Source organism: Pedobacter sp. AJM, assembly GCF_002197755.1.
In the GTDB taxonomy this organism is placed as follows: Bacteria; Bacteroidota; Bacteroidia; order Sphingobacteriales; family Sphingobacteriaceae; genus Pedobacter.
In genome coordinates, this window is sequence record NZ_NHOT01000017.1 from 79,464 (window position 1) to 95,711 (window position 16,248).

At 38.8% G+C, this 16,248-nt stretch carries 15 protein-coding genes; 10 read left to right on the plus strand and 5 right to left on the minus strand.

From position 1 onward, the window contains the following. Positions 1-18: 18 nt before the first annotated feature. Together CBW18_RS20375 and CBW18_RS21520 are read left to right on the plus strand one after the other, a co-directional pair. Positions 19-963: a DJ-1/PfpI family protein gene (locus CBW18_RS20375; RefSeq protein WP_088303211.1), complete on the plus strand. Its 945-nt coding sequence runs from the start codon at positions 19-21 to the stop codon at positions 961-963. A gap of 376 nt (positions 964-1,339) precedes the next feature. Continuing rightward, a complete protein-coding gene (locus tag CBW18_RS21520; protein ID WP_172406591.1) occupies positions 1,340-1,480 on the plus strand; it encodes a hypothetical protein in 141 nt (46 codons plus the stop codon). 278 nt (positions 1,481-1,758) lie between these two features. Here CBW18_RS21520 and CBW18_RS20385 read toward each other — a convergent pair whose 3' ends face one another. Beyond that, positions 1,759-2,388: a LysE family translocator gene (locus CBW18_RS20385; protein WP_088303213.1), complete on the minus strand. Its 630-nt coding sequence runs from the start codon at positions 2,386-2,388 to the stop codon at positions 1,759-1,761. Between the two features lie 72 nt (positions 2,389-2,460). Here CBW18_RS20385 and CBW18_RS20390 point away from each other — a divergent pair, with 72 nt between their 5' ends. From CBW18_RS20390 to CBW18_RS20420, 6 genes are all read left to right on the plus strand, one after another. Continuing rightward, the gene (locus tag CBW18_RS20390; RefSeq protein WP_088303214.1) at positions 2,461-3,324 is read left to right on the plus strand and encodes a LysR family transcriptional regulator; all 864 of its coding nucleotides are present in this window, start codon (positions 2,461-2,463) and stop codon (positions 3,322-3,324) included. Between the two features lie 535 nt (positions 3,325-3,859). Continuing rightward, the gene (locus CBW18_RS20400) at positions 3,860-4,744 is read left to right on the plus strand and encodes an AraC family transcriptional regulator (RefSeq protein WP_088303216.1); all 885 of its coding nucleotides are present in this window, start codon (positions 3,860-3,862) and stop codon (positions 4,742-4,744) included. A gap of 158 nt (positions 4,745-4,902) precedes the next feature. Further along, positions 4,903-5,964: an efflux RND transporter periplasmic adaptor subunit gene (locus CBW18_RS20405; RefSeq protein WP_172406592.1), complete on the plus strand. Its 1,062-nt coding sequence runs from the start codon at positions 4,903-4,905 to the stop codon at positions 5,962-5,964. A gap of 89 nt (positions 5,965-6,053) precedes the next feature. Then, the gene (locus tag CBW18_RS20410; protein ID WP_088303229.1) at positions 6,054-9,146 is read left to right on the plus strand and encodes an efflux RND transporter permease subunit; all 3,093 of its coding nucleotides are present in this window, start codon (positions 6,054-6,056) and stop codon (positions 9,144-9,146) included. A gap of 74 nt (positions 9,147-9,220) precedes the next feature. Next, a complete protein-coding gene (locus CBW18_RS20415) occupies positions 9,221-10,507 on the plus strand; it encodes a TolC family protein (protein ID WP_088303218.1) in 1,287 nt (428 codons plus the stop codon). Positions 10,508-10,510: 3 nt separating this feature from the next. Continuing rightward, complete coding sequence (locus CBW18_RS20420; protein ID WP_088303219.1) at positions 10,511-10,762, plus strand: hypothetical protein; 252 nt, start codon at positions 10,511-10,513, stop codon at positions 10,760-10,762. Positions 10,763-11,021: 259 nt separating this feature from the next. Here CBW18_RS20420 and CBW18_RS20425 read toward each other — a convergent pair whose 3' ends face one another. Then, entirely contained in the window at positions 11,022-11,390 is a 369-nt protein-coding gene (locus CBW18_RS20425; RefSeq protein WP_088303220.1) for a hypothetical protein, read from the minus strand. A 226-nt stretch (positions 11,391-11,616) separates the two neighbouring features. Here CBW18_RS20425 and CBW18_RS21715 point away from each other — a divergent pair, with 226 nt between their 5' ends. After that, positions 11,617-11,790: a helix-turn-helix domain-containing protein gene (locus tag CBW18_RS21715; protein ID WP_253249106.1), complete on the plus strand. Its 174-nt coding sequence runs from the start codon at positions 11,617-11,619 to the stop codon at positions 11,788-11,790. Positions 11,791-12,555: 765 nt separating this feature from the next. After that, a complete protein-coding gene (locus CBW18_RS20435; protein WP_088303221.1) occupies positions 12,556-13,425 on the plus strand; it encodes a polysaccharide deacetylase family protein in 870 nt (289 codons plus the stop codon). Between the two features lie 267 nt (positions 13,426-13,692). On the opposite strand, the gene CBW18_RS20440 is transcribed toward CBW18_RS20435, so the two are convergent. The 3 genes from CBW18_RS20440 to CBW18_RS20450 all read right to left on the minus strand — a co-directional run. Next, positions 13,693-14,043 (minus strand): hypothetical protein, encoded by a 351-nt coding sequence (locus CBW18_RS20440; protein WP_088303222.1) that lies wholly within the window; start codon positions 14,041-14,043, stop codon positions 13,693-13,695. 268 nt (positions 14,044-14,311) lie between these two features. Beyond that, positions 14,312-15,181 (minus strand): DUF4435 domain-containing protein, encoded by an 870-nt coding sequence (locus CBW18_RS20445; protein WP_088303223.1) that lies wholly within the window; start codon positions 15,179-15,181, stop codon positions 14,312-14,314. Further along, the coding region (locus CBW18_RS20450; RefSeq protein ID WP_088303224.1) for an AAA family ATPase at positions 15,182-16,248 on the minus strand (1,067 nt) is incomplete at its 5' end.

Genomic DNA, 16,248 nt, shown 5'->3' on the forward strand with positions numbered 1-16,248 from the left:
TTTAATAATACGATACAGATGAAAAATTTTAAAAATATAATTGCCGTTAGTTTAGTGCTATTGCTAAGTATCCTCAGTTTTGGATGTAAACAAACTGAAAAAAATACAGAGGTTAAAGCAGTCAGGCCGGATGGCAGAATAAAGGTGGCCATACTGGTCTATCCAAATGTGGAACTTTTGGATTTTGCAGGCCCCGCTGAAGTGTTTAGTAACAGCAAGTACTTCCAGGTCTATACAGTATCAGTCAATGCAGGTAAGGTGAGCACCAAGAACAACACATTAAATATTAATCCTGATTTTACAATAACCAATGCGCCCCAGCCGGATATTCTTGTGCTGCCTGGCGCACCGCTGGATGCGATTGGATTGTTAACCGGAAATGAAAAGGCGATTCAATGGATCGATAAGGTAAATGTGCATACCAAATTAACGATGTCAGTTTGTACCGGTGCGGCAATTTTATCAAAAGCCGGGTTACTGGATGGTAAAACTGCCACCACCCATTCGGGCGCTATAGATACTTTACAGAAATTAACGCCTAAGGCCAGATTTATCAGCGATGTGAGGTTTGTTGAGGATGGCAAAATCCTCACTACAGCAGGGGTTTCAGCTGGTATTGATGGGGCTTTACATGTGATTGAAAAATTAAAAGGCCTCAGAGAGGCACTGTTTGTCACTTCAATAATGGAGTATGACAAATGGAAACCAGCTGATGGAAAAGTGATTGGTGTACCCCATGGGATGGATATGAGCAAGATAAAGCACGAGCATATGGCTGATGCTCAAAAGCGTGTGTCTAAAACGACCAAAACCGAAGAGAAAGATGTGGTTTGTGGGATGACCCTGCCAAAGGGGCTTTCAAAATACTTTTCTACCTATCAGGGGAAAGACTATCACTTTTGTTCTGCCAGCTGTAAAAATTTGTTTGATAAAAATTCGGCATTGTATGCCCCGAAACATTAATGAGGCATGTCAAATGCTTATTCTTTACTGTATAAAAAAGGGAAACCAGGAACGCTATTAAAAATGCACAGCTGTTAATGGAATTGCTTAAACAAAACGGAGGTAGACATGAGAAAGAAGTTTTATTGCCAATCTATAATGATAATCTGCAAAAAATGAAAAAGGGTTTACCTCCCCAAAAATTTAAAAGGCTGGTTGATGATATTTCCGCTTTTAATGAAATAATTTTTCGTTCTCTAAGGCCCTCCAAAAAGTAAGGGTATACAAAGATGGAACCGGCTATTTCGACGTAAAGAATGGCTATTGCCTTCAGCAATAATTATATTTTTTTATAAATTACACTTCGCTAATGATAAAAATCAAAATAGTGGTATAAATGGCTATGGGCAATAGGATATACAGAAGCCTAACAGCTCAGCAACTGACAGGATGCCTGGTAACTGAGCCGGTTAAGGCTAACCTGATTAAAAATGTAGATCCATATTCGGAAAATGCTGATACCCGAAATATGGATTAAGCAGGTGTCTATGTTGAATCATAATATACAAATACGACTACCGTCCGCTTTATCCTGCTTATTGTTTAGTGCAAGAGAGTTCCGCTGCTCACTCAGAAACTAAAACAGTTGTACAATAATTAAAGGAATTATGCGGATATTAATACGTTCCCATTAAATTTTCTTTATCTTAGTGTTAACTTAATTTATGAAATTGGTTTCCCTGGTCGACACCATCTTTGATAAGCGTGTATGGAAAAGTAAACATGATAAACTTTAGTTAACTTCCACAAGCGCTCCTATTTTTTTGACAGGGCTAATATCAGCCCCAAAATTGACAGCACGCTCACCTTACTCCATTTCGTTATTTTCCATACCTTCGGGCTATTCACATGCCTGGTGAGCTTTGAGGAAAGTAGGCTAATCACGCTAAAAATAAGCATGGACTGCAACATAAAAACGAGCCCAAGAATGATCATTTGTACCGGGAGGTCAAAACCGTTCTTACTTACGAACTGCGGTAGAAAAGCAATAAAAAACAGTGCTACCTTTGGATTGAGCACATTCATATAAAATCCTTTGGCTACCAGAGTTGAAAATTTAGCGTCTTTTTTTTCCTGATCTGTATCAAGGTTTATATAAGCGTGTTTTTCAATAATTGCTTTGTATGCCAGATAAAACAAATAGGCAGCACCTGCGTATTTGATTACGGAAAAGGCCACTGTTGATTGCTGAATGATCAAAGAAAGACCAGTTGCTGCCGCAATCGTATGTACCAACACACCTAGCGAAAGCCCCATTGCAGTAGCCTGCCCGTTGCGTTTACCTTTTGTCAGGCTCTCCGTCAACACAAAAATATTATCTGGCCCCGGCAGGATAGTTAACAGCATAGATGCCACCAGAAAAGAAAGTAAAAGATTTAATTCCATAAAGCAAAGGTGTATTATTATTTAATGCTATAAAATGCTATTTTAGCATGAACTAATGCTTTTATTGCATAAATGAATATTCAACAAATCAAATATTTTTTAGCGCTTGCGCAGGAACTTCACTTTTGGAAAACAGCCGGAAGGATGCATATTACGCAGTCTGCGCTCAGCCGCCAAATCCAGGCATTGGAACGTGAATTAGGTGTTCAGTTATTCGAGCGTGATAAGCGAAATGTTAAACTCACATCGGCAGGACAATTTTTAAAAGAAAAGTGGGCAGTGCAAATAAATGAGCTGGAATTTTTCCATGAACACGCCCGTCAGATACAACTCGGTGAAAGCGGCACTATCATTATCGCACACCCCGATTCTATATCGGCATCTATCATGCCGGACATGCTCAGCCGCATTACTTCAGCCTATCCTAAGCTCAAAGTCGAACTCGTTCAGGTACGGAATGAAGATAGGCAGGAATTCTTACGAAACTATAAAGTAGACCTGGTGATCACCAGGGATATTAATAATGCCGATGATATCCGTTCAGAAAAAATTTCTACAGACTATCTGTCTATTGTGGTGCCCGAAAACCATCCTTTTCGTAAGGCAGCAGATCTTACTAAAGAAACCCTAAGCAGTCAGAAATTTATCTTGCCCATAAAGGATGAGGGAAGCAGCTACAGTGACCATATTCAGCAGTTATTCCGAACTTATGATGTTGTTCCTGCTGCCTGCTTATATTCGGAGTTTGGTTCATCAATTATTGCATTGGTTAAAAAGGGTTTAGGTATAGCCGTATTGCCTGATTCCTACAAGTACCATGAAAATCCCGGTGTCAGATTCATCACCTTGCCGTTTCCAACTGAACTGTTCCTTAACTGGAGAGTTAATGATCACCATCCGGTACTGAATAATATATTGAAATTTATTTTAAATTAATAATTCCAAAGATGATTGCTGGTTATCTACATGTAGTTCCATCAGTAATTACCAAAACATACAAAATTGAAGGTTATATATTGGATAGGAAAGGTAGTTTCGATATCGATGTTCGTCTAAGACAAGAGCATTACACAAATTTATTTATATTCAGAATGGAAATCCAGGTTCCAATAACCATACACTTTCGAAGTGAATCGATCATTGATCCTGAAATTAATTAATACCTATATTAGGGCTTAAGACAATAAATAATGGCAAAACGGCTAGTTAGCTGTAGTCATCTCTAAAAATATTTTATCGAACAAATCAAATAGCTATATTTAATTGAAAAAGAATTGTTCTTACAAGCCAAATATCCCCGCTTGATCACATAAAGCCTCATAGAAGCAGTATGGCTAGTTTATTTCCTGAAGATGACGACTATCTGTCAATCGATCAAAAATATCACTACATTTAGCCTCTATCATTTAAAGCATTAGCCTTTCGATAAAAAAGCAATTTCGAACAACAACATGTCCCAACAATAACAAAAATGGATACTCGTCATACAGACTATTTCTCTACATTTAATGAAAGCTTTTATGTACTGACCGAAGTTGATGTTGAAAAGCTTCCACTTCAAAAAGCATTTCGTTCAAAGCATTTTGCACTAATTGTATGTACCAAAGGTGAATTCGTTTTTCAGCACAACTTATTACCTCAAACCATAAAAAAAGGTCAGGCTTGCCTGATCCTACATAACTCGCTTAATCACATTGAGCATATTTCGGAAGATTTCTCCTTTCATTGCCTGGCTTTTACATTGGCTTTCCTGGAGCAACTGGCAATTTCATTAAGCACGGATGATATTTTCAAATTATTCAATTCAACGACCCAATTACACTACGAATTAAGCGACAATGAAACTGCTGATCTTTGTGCTGAAATGTCATTGCTGAGGAAAAAGACAATATCCCTGGGAGACCGTTCTGGCCCATGGGATCCAATCAAATACCTGATTTTAACCATCTTTTCTGATTTCGGAATTATTTTCAGCAAATACAATCAGACAAGTCAAAATACTAATTTCACCCGTCGGGAAGCACTGGTATCTGGTTTTTTAAAACTACTGATGACCCATTTCACCAGGGAAAGGAGTGTTACCTTTTATGCCGACCTGTTGTTTATTACGCCAAGATATCTATCACAGGTGACTAAGGAGGTGACCAATAAAACTGCCGGGGAGATTATAGATGAGTTCATTATACGTGAGGCCAAAGTCTTATTAGAATCTCCGGCACAAAATGTTGCAATGGTGACATCCAGTTTAGGCTTTAGTGACCAGTCTTTTTTTGGGAAATATTTTAAGCGACATACTGGTCTTTCCCCATCTTCTTACCGGTCTAAGTCAAAAACACCTCATAGTCAGCCATTTTGATGGTGATTTTCAGACATGTAACTGATGTGTATTCTTTTTTACCATCAACAGATCTTTATCACCAATATCAAGAATCTGAGTTTTTGACCAATTTCCCTAACATTCAAACCTTTTAGGCTTTCGGTATCAAGCCTATGTTTGCAGACAAAATCAAAGCAATGCAAACAACAGCTAAAAATACCGCATTTAGAAACAACCTTTTCCAATTGGCACTCGCCATTGTTACATCAGTAACATTTGCCGCTTGCGGAGGTAAAAAAACAGAGAAATCGCAGGAAGAAGTCCCTGTCCCCGTTGAAGTCAAAATGATTTCAAATGCAGCACAAAGCAAAAAACTCTCCTATTCCGGAACGATAGATCCAGACAATACCGCACAAATAGGTTTTGCAGTACCGGGTGTGGTGCGCAATATAACTGTTCAGGAAGGACAGCATGTTAGTAAAGGCCAGTTACTGGCAGCCATCGATGCGACTGAATATACCAATTCGGTAGCTATCGCGGATGCAGCGCTGGAACAGGCTCAGGATATGTTTAACCGGTTGGAAGGATTATACAAAAAAGGAAGTTTGCCGGAAAAGGATTTTATAGAGATAAAGACCAAATTGGCTCAGGCTAAAGCCAGCAAAAATATCAATTCAAAAAGAGTGTCAGACAGTAGGTTATATGCTCCAATTTCGGGCATAATCAGTTCCAAGTCGGTAGAGCGGGGAAGTACGGCGGCACCAGGTGTTGTGGCCTTTACCATTATTAAGACAGACCAGGTCTATGCACGTATATCCGTTCCGGAAAGCGAAGTCGGGGAAATGAAAAAGTCGCTTAAGGTCACGGTCGAAGTGCCTACGCTAAACAAAAGTTTTAACGGTGTGATCGCTATTGTTAATCCACAGGCAGATGCTGTTTCTAAAACCTATATCGTAAAAATCAGGTTAGATAATCCCAGCGGCATTTTATTACCAGGTATGATTACTAATGTGAACATCAATACCGGAGAAAAAATAAATGCAGTTATTGTACCCACTTCGGCCATTGTTCGGGATGCGGATGGCATTACCTATGTATTTATTGCTTCAGCAAACAAAAAGGCCATCAGAAAAAGGGTAACTACCGGAAATCTTAGCGGAAGTAATGAAGTGACCATTACCGATGGACTTACAGCAGGCAATAATCTGATTGTTGCCGGGCAATCTAACCTAAGAGAAGGTACCGCAGTATCGTTTTAGCCCACGCTTGATGCCCTGGTAAATACACACACTTATTCTCAATCTTATTCTTAATGAAAAAACGAAATATAAATTTCATAGAAGCTGCTATGAAATATAAACAGGTGACTTTTGTGATCACCGGAATGTTGCTACTGCTCGGACTGTATTCACTGCTGAATATGCCACGTTCCGAAGACCCTAAAATCGACCCACCGGTAGCCATGGTTTATGCATTTTACCCCGGTGCCAACGAGTTGCAAATGGAGAAGCAGGTTACCGATAAACTCGAACAGTATCTTTTTTCTTTCGAGGAAGTAGATAAGGCAAAAACAAAATCGCAAACCAAAGACGGTAGTGTTTTTGTCACCGTACAGCTGAATGCCAATGTAAAAGACCGTAAAAAATTCTGGGCAACCCTGCAGCATGGGCTGAATACCGTTCTGCATGCCAATATCCCCGCTGCTGTAATGGGACCTGTTGTAAACAGCAACTTTGGAGATGTGACTGCGCAAATCATTGCCATCTCCTCCGCATCAAGAAGTTATGCCGAACTGGAAGCTTACGTAGACCAGATGGAGGATGTATTGAAAACGATTCCCGAAGTTTCCAAAATCAACCGCTCAGGCGGACAGAAGCAGCAGATTTATGTTACGGTAGATGACAAAAAACTGAATCAATATGGCTTTGACTTGTCCACAATTGTAAGAACACTCCAAAGTCAGAACGTAACGGGTTATTCAGGGGAAATGACTATAAACTCCAATACCATCCCTATTTTCACTAACAGCCAGTATAAAACGGAGGCAGATATTGCAAATCAGATTATTTATACCACGCCGCAGGGAACTGTGGTAAGGCTTAAAGATATAGCCGATATAAAACGGCGTTATGAAGAGGAATCATCCTTTATCAGGATAGGCAACAATAAAGTAATGCTCGTTACCACAGAGATGCAGCCAGGCAATAACATTGTGACTTTTGGGAAAAAAGTAGACGAAAAATTAGCTCAGTTTAAAAAGACACTGCCTGGCGATGTTAAATTTGATACGATAGTTGATCAGCCCAAAGTTGTTGATGAAAGTATTAGTCATTTTATGGTCGAGTTTGGTATGGCTATCCTTTCTGTAATCATCGTTGTCATGCTATTGCTGCCAATCAGGGTTGCAGCAGTTTCCTCCGTGGCTGCTCCGATTGCTATCCTGATCACCTTTGGGATCATGTACATCATGGGCGTTGAACTTCATCAGGTATCTCTTGCCGCGTTAATCATCGTTTTGGGGATGGTTGTGGATAATGCCATAGTAGTGGTAGACAACTATGTAGAGAAGTTGGATGAGGGCATTACCCCCTGGACAGCCGCCTGGCAGGCCGCAAAACAATTAAGCGTACCCATTTTTACGGCTACGCTGGCCATTATTTTCGCCTTTGCGCCATTGGCCATTTTCATGAATGGCATCACTAAAGATTTTATGGCTTCATTACCCATTACGGTTGCAATCGCGCTCATCACGTCAATGCTGGTGGCATTACTGCTTACGCCCTACATGTCGTACGTTTTTATCAAAAAAGGGCTTAAACATCGGGTAAGCGACAGGCCACCAAAAATATCTCTACTGGATAGACTGCAGAACGTATTCAATGCCGGCGTAGAATTTTGTTTCCGCTGGCCGAAATCGACCATGGCGGCGGCAGTGGTTGCAGTGTTACTTTCCTTTGTGACCGCAGGACAGGTAAGCCAGGAGTTTTTTCCTACCAGCGAACGCAACCAGTTCAATATCGAAGTATGGATGCCCAACGGTACTGCGCTTGACAAAACAGAAAAAACCGTTCGCGGGATAGAAGCTATCCTGACGAAGGATAAACGCGTTGTAGGTACTGCAAGTTTTGTGGGTACCAGTTCACCACGCTTCCAGAGCTCCTACGCTCCTGAAATTCCACGCAGAAATTTTGCACAGATTTTTATCACGACCGAAAGTGCAAAGGCAACAGATGAAATCGTGCATGAATACCGCAAAAAATTTGAAGGATTTGTTAAGGATGGTTATGTCCGCTTCAGGCAGCTCAGTTTTCAGGAGGGATCGCCAATTGCCATTCGCGTAATTGGCACAGATCTGAACAATCAGAAACGCATGGCCACGCAGATAGAAAATATTCTCAAGCAGGCAAAGGGAACCAATTGGGTACATCGCGATTATGAGGACGACTACCTGGGCGCTGACCTGGACATCAAAGAAGATGTTGCTGCACGGCTGGGCATTCAAAACCAGGCCATTACACAGACACTGGGCGCCGGCCTTAAAGGCTTTGCTGTTTCACAGCTTTGGGAAGGTAATAAACCTGTTGATATATTCCTCAGGCTTGACAGCAATAACCGTAAAGATTTCAACGTGTTAGGAAATATCCACCTGAGCACGATATATGGAACAAAAGTACCATTGAAGGAAGTTGCTGAACTGAAACCTTCCTGGCACACGGGTGTAATCGCGCATCGAAATGGTATACGGACCTTGACCGTACTTTCAGAAGCACAGAATGGCATTAGGGCATCCGAGATCTTAAAAACTGTAATGCCCGCAATTGATCAGCTTAAGTTGCCTGAGGGCATTACCTTACAATATGGCGGCGATGCAGAATCAAGTACCGAGAACCAGCCTGGAATGATGACTGCGCTCGGCGTGAGTTTGGTACTCATATTTATTACCCTGCTGTTCCAGTTCAAAAGCTTTGGCAAAAGTCTCATTATCCTGGCAACATTCCCCTTGAGTTTACTTGGCGCTTTCCTTGGTTTATATGTAACAGGCAATCCGATGGGCATGACCGCCTTTATGGGAATCATCAGTTTGATCGGCATCGTGGTGAGAAACGGGATCATCCTGGTCGACTATGCTGATGAACTGGTAACAGACCACGGCTATACCATAAAAGCCGCTGCGCTGGCATCTGCAAAACGACGTATGCGGCCAATATTCCTGACATCGGCTGCGGCAGCGGTTGGTGTGGTTCCTATGATTGCCGGAAAATCTCCACTTTGGGCTCCTTTAGGCAGCGTGCTGGCCTTTGGCCTGATTGTATCGATGATACTTACACTGTTTGTCGTTCCTGTACTTTACTACCGCTTCATCAAACCAGCGCAGCCCGTTAACGAACAATCAGACTCAGAAGCTGAAATTCAATATAAGCCATCACATACACACACATAAAAAAACCTGGTCAGTAACTGCCGGAAACATAACTTCCAGGCAGGTTAATCAAGGTTTAATTAAAATTAAAAAGTATGAATCTTAGAATCGCAATTACTGCAATCATGTTATTTGCAGTGCAGCAAACATATAGCCAGGAGAAAAAGTATTCACTTTTGGAATGCAGAAAACTGGCATTTGAACAGAACAAAAAAATGAAAGTGGCTCAATTCAACATCGATGCCGCAAAAGCGCAGTCACAGTCCGTTATTGCCAGCGCAAAACCCGCAATTGATGGTTCTGCTATGGGCGTCCACCTGGGCAAACCGATTGGAGGTGCATTAAACGGAGCAATACCAGAATTTTTTGGGAGTACAACCTTAACGGGGACTATTCCCATCTATGCTGGTGGAAAACTTCAAAACGGCAAAGCTGCAGCTGCCAAGGGAGTCGAAATTAGTGAAACACAGAAAAAACTTACAGCCTCAGCGGTTGAACTAAATGTTGACAAAGCTTACTGGCAGGTAGTTCAGGCAAAGGAAAAGATTATATTAGCCAATCAATACCGGAATATGCTGCTGGATCTGGAGAAAGATCTTAAAAACGCTTTCAACGCAGGCCTTATTTACAAAAATGATCTGCTACGGGTTCAGGTAAATTTAAATGAGGCCAACCTCAATATCCAAAAGGCAGCGGACGGACTGCTTCTGGCCAGGTTAAGTCTTGCACAGGTTATCGGCCTGGCCGGACAATCTGATTTTATGATTGCAGACTCATTGGCTGGAAATTTTGAGGAACTTAAAAATCCTGGGGCATTATCATTAGCGGCCGGCAGACCTGAATTGCTCATCATGAAAAAAGCAATTGAAGCTGAGGAATTCCAGAAAAAGATTCTTCAGGGCGACAGGCGGCCAACATTCGGGTTATCTGTTAGTGGTATAACCTCCGTAGGCAAAGGTGTCAACATCAAAGATGGGTCTAATTTTATGGGATCATATTATGCTTTAGCCAATGTAAGTATCCCTATTTTTGACTGGGGCAGAAAGCGCAATAAGGTTAAGGAGCAGGCCTTTAAGATTGCCTCACAGCAACAACAGCTGGAAGAAGCGCAAGAAATGGTGAACCTCGAAATACAGTCAGCCTATCTTCAGCTAAACCAGGCTTCAAAAAAAATTAAGTTATCTGATTTATCTTTAAAACAAGCTTCGGAGAACTTGAGGATTACCCAGGATAGGTTTAAGGCAGGAACAGTAGTTGGAAAGGATGTTTCTGAAGCCCAGGCCATTTGGCAGCAGGCCTATAATGAAACCATTGATGCCAGGATAGAATACAGAATCAATGAAGCCATCCTTAAAAAAGCGATTGGTGAATCAGCACAGTAAGGCATGGCTATTGATTGGTTTGATCATAGAGACCTGAATATTAAAGATGCAACAATGCCAGACGATGGTATAGAAATCGCTGAGTTAAATTTGGCTGCAATGAACTTTGGTGTGATAGGAAATATGGAAGGCAAAAAGCATTGGTGTGCAGATCCGGAAGTAAATTTGTTAAATGAATATAAGCGTTATAGCTACCGCCTGACCTTAAGCCAATGTGATCATTTTTCCTTTCAGATACCGGAGCCTGAACATTAAGGTGATTAAAAGCCTGAGCAGCTTCGGTTGGGTGGAAACGACCTGGCTTTCAAACGGAACGATTACCTTATTGAACGTGCATCAATTATTTGCTTAATGCCATCCTTAGAACATTATCACTAACAGCTTCCCATTTAAGGCCCGACAGCGGGGTGAACAAGTCATCTTTTGTTACAATCTCTCCACCATCACCAACGATGACCGGAATTAAAGTTAGATAAATCAAATCATAAAGACCTTCGTTGATAAAGGCGTTGTATTATACACTTACTCCACCCAAAACAATTGCTTCTTTATGATTATTTAATTCTAAAATATCCAAGGCCTCTTTTGGACTGTTTGCAACGTTGTAATCAGGTGATTTTTCTAATTTATTTGACAGGACAACAACATCCAAGGCAGACAAAAAATCCTTTAGCCCAAAAACCGCTGAAAATAATTTATACGTGGTGCTGCCTAAAATGATATTACCTGCCGACTTTGCTTTGTCCATAAAAAAGCTAAAAACCTCTTGTGGTGCCTGATGTTTTTCATTATCGGCAACTAAAATCTTACCATTTGCAGATACGGTGATAATTACGGTTGTTTTCATAAAAAAATTAATTTTGTTAATACAAATTTCAATCATATGATGTTTTAAATCAAGTATGCACTTTTTAGTAACCTACAGACTAGAAATATACTAATGCTGATTATCAATGGTAAAAAAATCAAAAAATGGCTAAAAAAAAATCTGAGAAAACCGGGTGTCCTGTGGATTTCGCCTTCAAGCGAATCGGAGGTAAATACAAGGGAAGGATTATCTGGTATATTGCAGAAAATGAAAACATTTTGCGGTACGGACAATTACGAAAATTTATCACCGGTATCACACCCAAAATTTACGCGAGTTAGAAGATGACAAACTTCTCAAGAGAAAAGTATATCACGAAGTGCCGCCAAAGGTAGAATATTCATTAACAGATACAGGAAAAGGCTTGATACCGCTCATAGAACAATTAAAAAAATGGGGTGAAGATCAAATGTAAGACTGCCTGCATCCAAAATGTTGACTAATCTCGTAAACAAACAGAAAATTGCCTGGTGGCGATCGTTTTTACCTGGAAGATTGGCTTGGTCCCTACCTGGAAAGCCAGCAAAAAGGCCGTAATTTGATTACCCTTTCTTTACTTATTGTTTACCCTTTGCTCGGACCAGGTTAACCCCATGTTAACCCTATGGTTACCCTTTGCTTACCCCATGGTTACCCCTTTGCTTACCCTGGGGTTACCCCCTGCTTACCTAAAAGGTAAAGCCAGGCTTTGTTTTAGGTAAACAGTTTCACCGCTTAGGGTTATGCAGCCCTTATTCAGGCTGCATCAAGGGCCTTGATGCCTGTAACGCAAGCCAGCTGTAAGGGCTCATTTTAGTTCATATTTCTTGTTAACTGGCTCAATTCAGTTCATTTTAGCTCAAAATGAGGTGCCCATGCGGTTAAGCCCTTAGGTTTGGAACATGGATTTAAATTATACCGGTATATTATAATTTCCATCTTTACTTAGTAAACCGGAAGTATTTTTCCAGGAAATCTACTGGTTTCGTTAAGGATACTCCCTGTTTTTAGCGAATGATTAAAAAGGCAAATGTTCATGAATTGTATCATGGATAAAATAGCAAGACATGATTAGTTCATGGTTGCGTGATTATCAAAAATATAATAGTTTTGATTGAACTCCTCGAACATGTCCGGTGCAACATATTTGAAGTTTTGTCACAAGTAACTCGAAGAAATATTTATAAAAAGCCTCATTATAATGAATTTAGCAGAAAAGTTAGGATTCGCCGAAAATACAAAGTTGTTGATCATACATGCAGACGACGCCGGATTATCGCATTCTGAAAACATAGCCACAATTCGATCCTTAGAAGAAGGCGTTGTAAATTCATACAGTATGATGGTTCCCTGTCCATGGTTTTATGAGATGGCAATTTATGCTAAAGATCATCCTGAATTTGACTATGGCGTTCACCTGACACTTACCTGCGAATGGGAAAACTATAAATTCGGACCTGTTTTACCGATTTCTGAAGTGCCGAGTTTGGTTGATCAGCATGGTTATTTTTACAAAAAAAGAGACGAGCTCAGAGCGAATGCCACTGCCGAAGACGTTAAAAAAGAACTCAGCGCACAAATTGACAAGGCGATAAAATTTGGATTAAAGCCTACACATCTTGATTCTCATATGTACAGTGTTGGTGCAAGCCCTGAATGTTTTCAAATTTACCGAGAATTAGGGGCAAAATATGCGCTTCCAATTATGATTGGTGAGCAATTGATGGAAATGGTTGGCCTTGATGCAAAAGACAACATATACCAGGAGGATTTATTGATTGAAAAAGCGCATTATGGAATATGGGAATATTTTGAATCCGGTAGTTTAAAAGATTATTATAAGCAGGTTTTTGAAAATATGGTAAAAGGTTTAAACATTATTTTAATTCACCCTGCTTTTGATGATCTCGAAATGAAGGGAATAACATTTAATCACCCTAATTTTGGTTCCAAATGGAGGCAAATTGATTTTGAAAGCTTTACCAGTAAAGATATGGAAGCTAAAATCAGGAAAAACAATATTCAATTAATTACTTGGAACGATATCAGGAAAATACATGGTAATGGCTAAATTACAAGTTCGCCGTTGCATATTTAGAAGAATAGCATAGCAGAATATTATAGATTACAGTTGAAAGTGGTTTTACCCAATTTCAACTGTAATATCCTCAAAGTAGAAATTCATGACCTGGAAAATGTTTGATCCCGGCAGGTTAAATTTCTGCCTCATTTTATGTCCGCAACTTTATAATCAGTTTGATTGGTTGGTAGTAGGGTTCAGGTTCACCAAGCAGACTATTCTGGAGCAAAGTTGAAATCCTGGGCTTGCCATCACCCATCAATCAAATTTTATTATTTCCGCTCCCGACATTTTCTCAAAATGACATGCGCATTTCGGGTTGGAAACCTTAATGATTACAGACTTGGTTTGTTTCGTTTTAGTATGGGTACCTGTAGTTCCACTTACTCCACCTATTGAAATATCCACCAATCCTAGGACTTTATTTGTTCGGTTTAATAAGATGATTTTAAACTCCTCTAAGAAGTTGATTAAACCTAAGTTCCAATGTTGCATTAAGATATTGTAACATTGTTTAGAATTACTGATTTGCGGTCTATCCGCTGAGTTGAAACTAGGTCTGTAGGTTATCTGAACCTCGCACACTTTTAATAATTGATTTTGTTCCATAACGATTTATTTAATTATGGAACTGAGCAAGCTTTCAGCTCAACTAAGTAAAGAAGCAACGCAATAAATAGATGGTGCGGATGTTACAGCAGCGTTTATGGCGGAATTTCTTGAAACGTGTTGAGATGACAAGGTTAAATTTGAGAAATGATTAATATGATTTAGATATCTAATTCTTATTCAATTAATTGTGTAAGTTTAATAAAGTTATCTTTTTACTATTTATCAAAGGTTAATGAAAAAGAGTTAAAACTGGAAATGATAATGATCACGTAAATTGAGCTTGATAATATGCTTCCAAATCCGAGTTTTTATATTGCTTATCAAAAAAGCTCTTAATAGCCATTCTATAAAGAATCTCCTTACGCATGCTAGCAAATCCATGTTTAACTTTTAGATAGTGATTTATTATCTGACAAAAAAAGTCAGCTAATAAATGTCCAAAACAATGTTTTAAAACTTGAATTTTGTTTTTGTAACCATGTGATTTCAATGTATTTATATTTAAACTAAGGTTTATAATCATTTTATTAAGTTCAGCTATCTTTACAATTGGTAAATTATCTAAATTACACTCAACACAAAAGAGATGACCTTTTTTTCTAGGGAAGAACGATTTTCCTTTCTTGAACATATAAGAATCTGCAACAACAGCTTTTCTAATTTCCTTTTCAAATTTTTCAACCCCTTTTTCGATATAATTATAATCGACATTGGTAGCTGTCAAATCCTCAAGAATGGTTAAGACAGTCTGTAAATTCCAAACATCATTTTCATAGCTATAACCATAGGTATAAAATATGTTATCGTGAATTATTCTCTTGTTATGGACCTCGTCAAATTCATTATCCATAGCAATATAAATGTTGTCGATAGCCCCTGAAAGTAAGTCTTCAGCAATTTCTTTAAGTGTCTGTTTTGACCCAACCGATTTATATTTTAATTTTTCAGCGCTTCGATAGCGTTTAAATAACCGACTCCAAAAGGCTATATCTTCTGTATCAGAACTAAAACTATTCTGATATACTTCGTGTTTTGAATAGCTCTTACTCCCACCCTCCAAATATACAATGACATCAACATTATAAAAAAGATGAAGATTACTAATCCCTTTATTGGTTCTCCTAAATCCAGCCATCTATTTTATCGCGTTTTCAATTTTAATAACGTAATCATCATATTCGGAAACTATATCGGGAGAATGGGTTGCAAAAATGATCTGAGAATTTGGATTTATGTTTTTTAAGCTATTTACTAACTTTTCTTGCCATTCTATATGCAATGATAATTCTGGTTCATCCGCAATATATATATGTACATCCTCTTCTTGAAGCAAACTCTGTCCTAAAATAATAAGTAGTTGCTTTTCCCCTGAGCTTAAGTTTGTCAAAGGAAATATTTTCCCACTTTGAGTCTTTACTGTTAATTCGTTCCGCTCATTAATGAAGATTACTTTTCTCTGTAATAGGTTATTTATTACGTCAATAAAAGTCTCCTTTGTTTTGTAGATACTTGTTTGTTTTTGAACAATTTTATTCCACTCTTCAACAGCAGAATGTATTCTAACTGTACCCAGAAGGAAGGAAAAATCCTTTAAATCTAATCCGACTCTAGATTTGAATTTTTCTACCGATGTTTTATATTCTATAAAGTAATTATCTAATTTGGACGAGTAGCTCTTTGAACTAACTTTGAAGTAATCAAAAATTGATGTTAAAGATTTTTTCTCTTTATCAGGGTCGATAATATCATCTTGTAAAATATTGTCATAATGTGAGCTATCTATTAAGGATTCGAAAATATACTTTTGGAACTTTTCAGTCTCAATTGCATAACTTCGGTTTAATTGAGAAAAGTATTTAACTAAATCTATCTGGAGCTCTTCAATTTTTTGATCTATTGTCGATTCATAACTTTTATCCTCCCGTCTTTTTTTAGCGGACATACGATGAATTGATAGCCAACTAACGTTTACTAGTTTTTCCAATTCAAGACCGATATCATTTGAATATCTATTTTGATCAAATAAACTTCTACTAATAAGAAAATCTTTTTGATATCTATAGAAATTATCTTCTTCAAGGTCCTCTAAATTAAAATTTTTAAACTTTGATGATTCATAGCTTTTGAGTGAAAACTCTATTTTTGGGTAGGGCGAGAAATCTCGTTCTATTTTCTCAACTTTTATTATAGCGTTTTCAAGCT

Excerpts from the sequence above, each read along its gene's own strand:
- CBW18_RS20425 (WP_088303220.1), bottom strand. The coding sequence starts at position 11,390 with ATGATTGAAATTTGTATTAACAAAATTAATTTTTTTATGAAAACAACC.
- CBW18_RS20445 (WP_088303223.1), bottom strand. The coding sequence starts at position 15,181 with ATGGCTGGATTTAGGAGAACCAATAAAGGGATTAGTAATCTTCATCTT.
- CBW18_RS20410 (WP_088303229.1), top strand. The coding sequence starts at position 6,054 with ATGAAATATAAACAGGTGACTTTTGTGATCACCGGAATGTTGCTACTG.
- CBW18_RS20400 (WP_088303216.1), top strand. The coding sequence starts at position 3,860 with ATGGATACTCGTCATACAGACTATTTCTCTACATTTAATGAAAGCTTT.
- CBW18_RS20440 (WP_088303222.1), bottom strand. The coding sequence starts at position 14,043 with ATGGAACAAAATCAATTATTAAAAGTGTGCGAGGTTCAGATAACCTAC.
- CBW18_RS21520 (WP_172406591.1), top strand. The coding sequence starts at position 1,340 with ATGGCTATGGGCAATAGGATATACAGAAGCCTAACAGCTCAGCAACTG.
- CBW18_RS20385 (WP_088303213.1), bottom strand. The coding sequence starts at position 2,388 with ATGGAATTAAATCTTTTACTTTCTTTTCTGGTGGCATCTATGCTGTTA.
- CBW18_RS20405 (WP_172406592.1), top strand. The coding sequence starts at position 4,903 with ATGCAAACAACAGCTAAAAATACCGCATTTAGAAACAACCTTTTCCAA.
- CBW18_RS20415 (WP_088303218.1), top strand. The coding sequence starts at position 9,221 with ATGAATCTTAGAATCGCAATTACTGCAATCATGTTATTTGCAGTGCAG.
- CBW18_RS20435 (WP_088303221.1), top strand. The coding sequence starts at position 12,556 with ATGAATTTAGCAGAAAAGTTAGGATTCGCCGAAAATACAAAGTTGTTG.
- CBW18_RS20390 (WP_088303214.1), top strand. The coding sequence starts at position 2,461 with ATGAATATTCAACAAATCAAATATTTTTTAGCGCTTGCGCAGGAACTT.
- CBW18_RS20375 (WP_088303211.1), top strand. The coding sequence starts at position 19 with ATGAAAAATTTTAAAAATATAATTGCCGTTAGTTTAGTGCTATTGCTA.
- CBW18_RS20420 (WP_088303219.1), top strand. The coding sequence starts at position 10,511 with ATGGCTATTGATTGGTTTGATCATAGAGACCTGAATATTAAAGATGCA.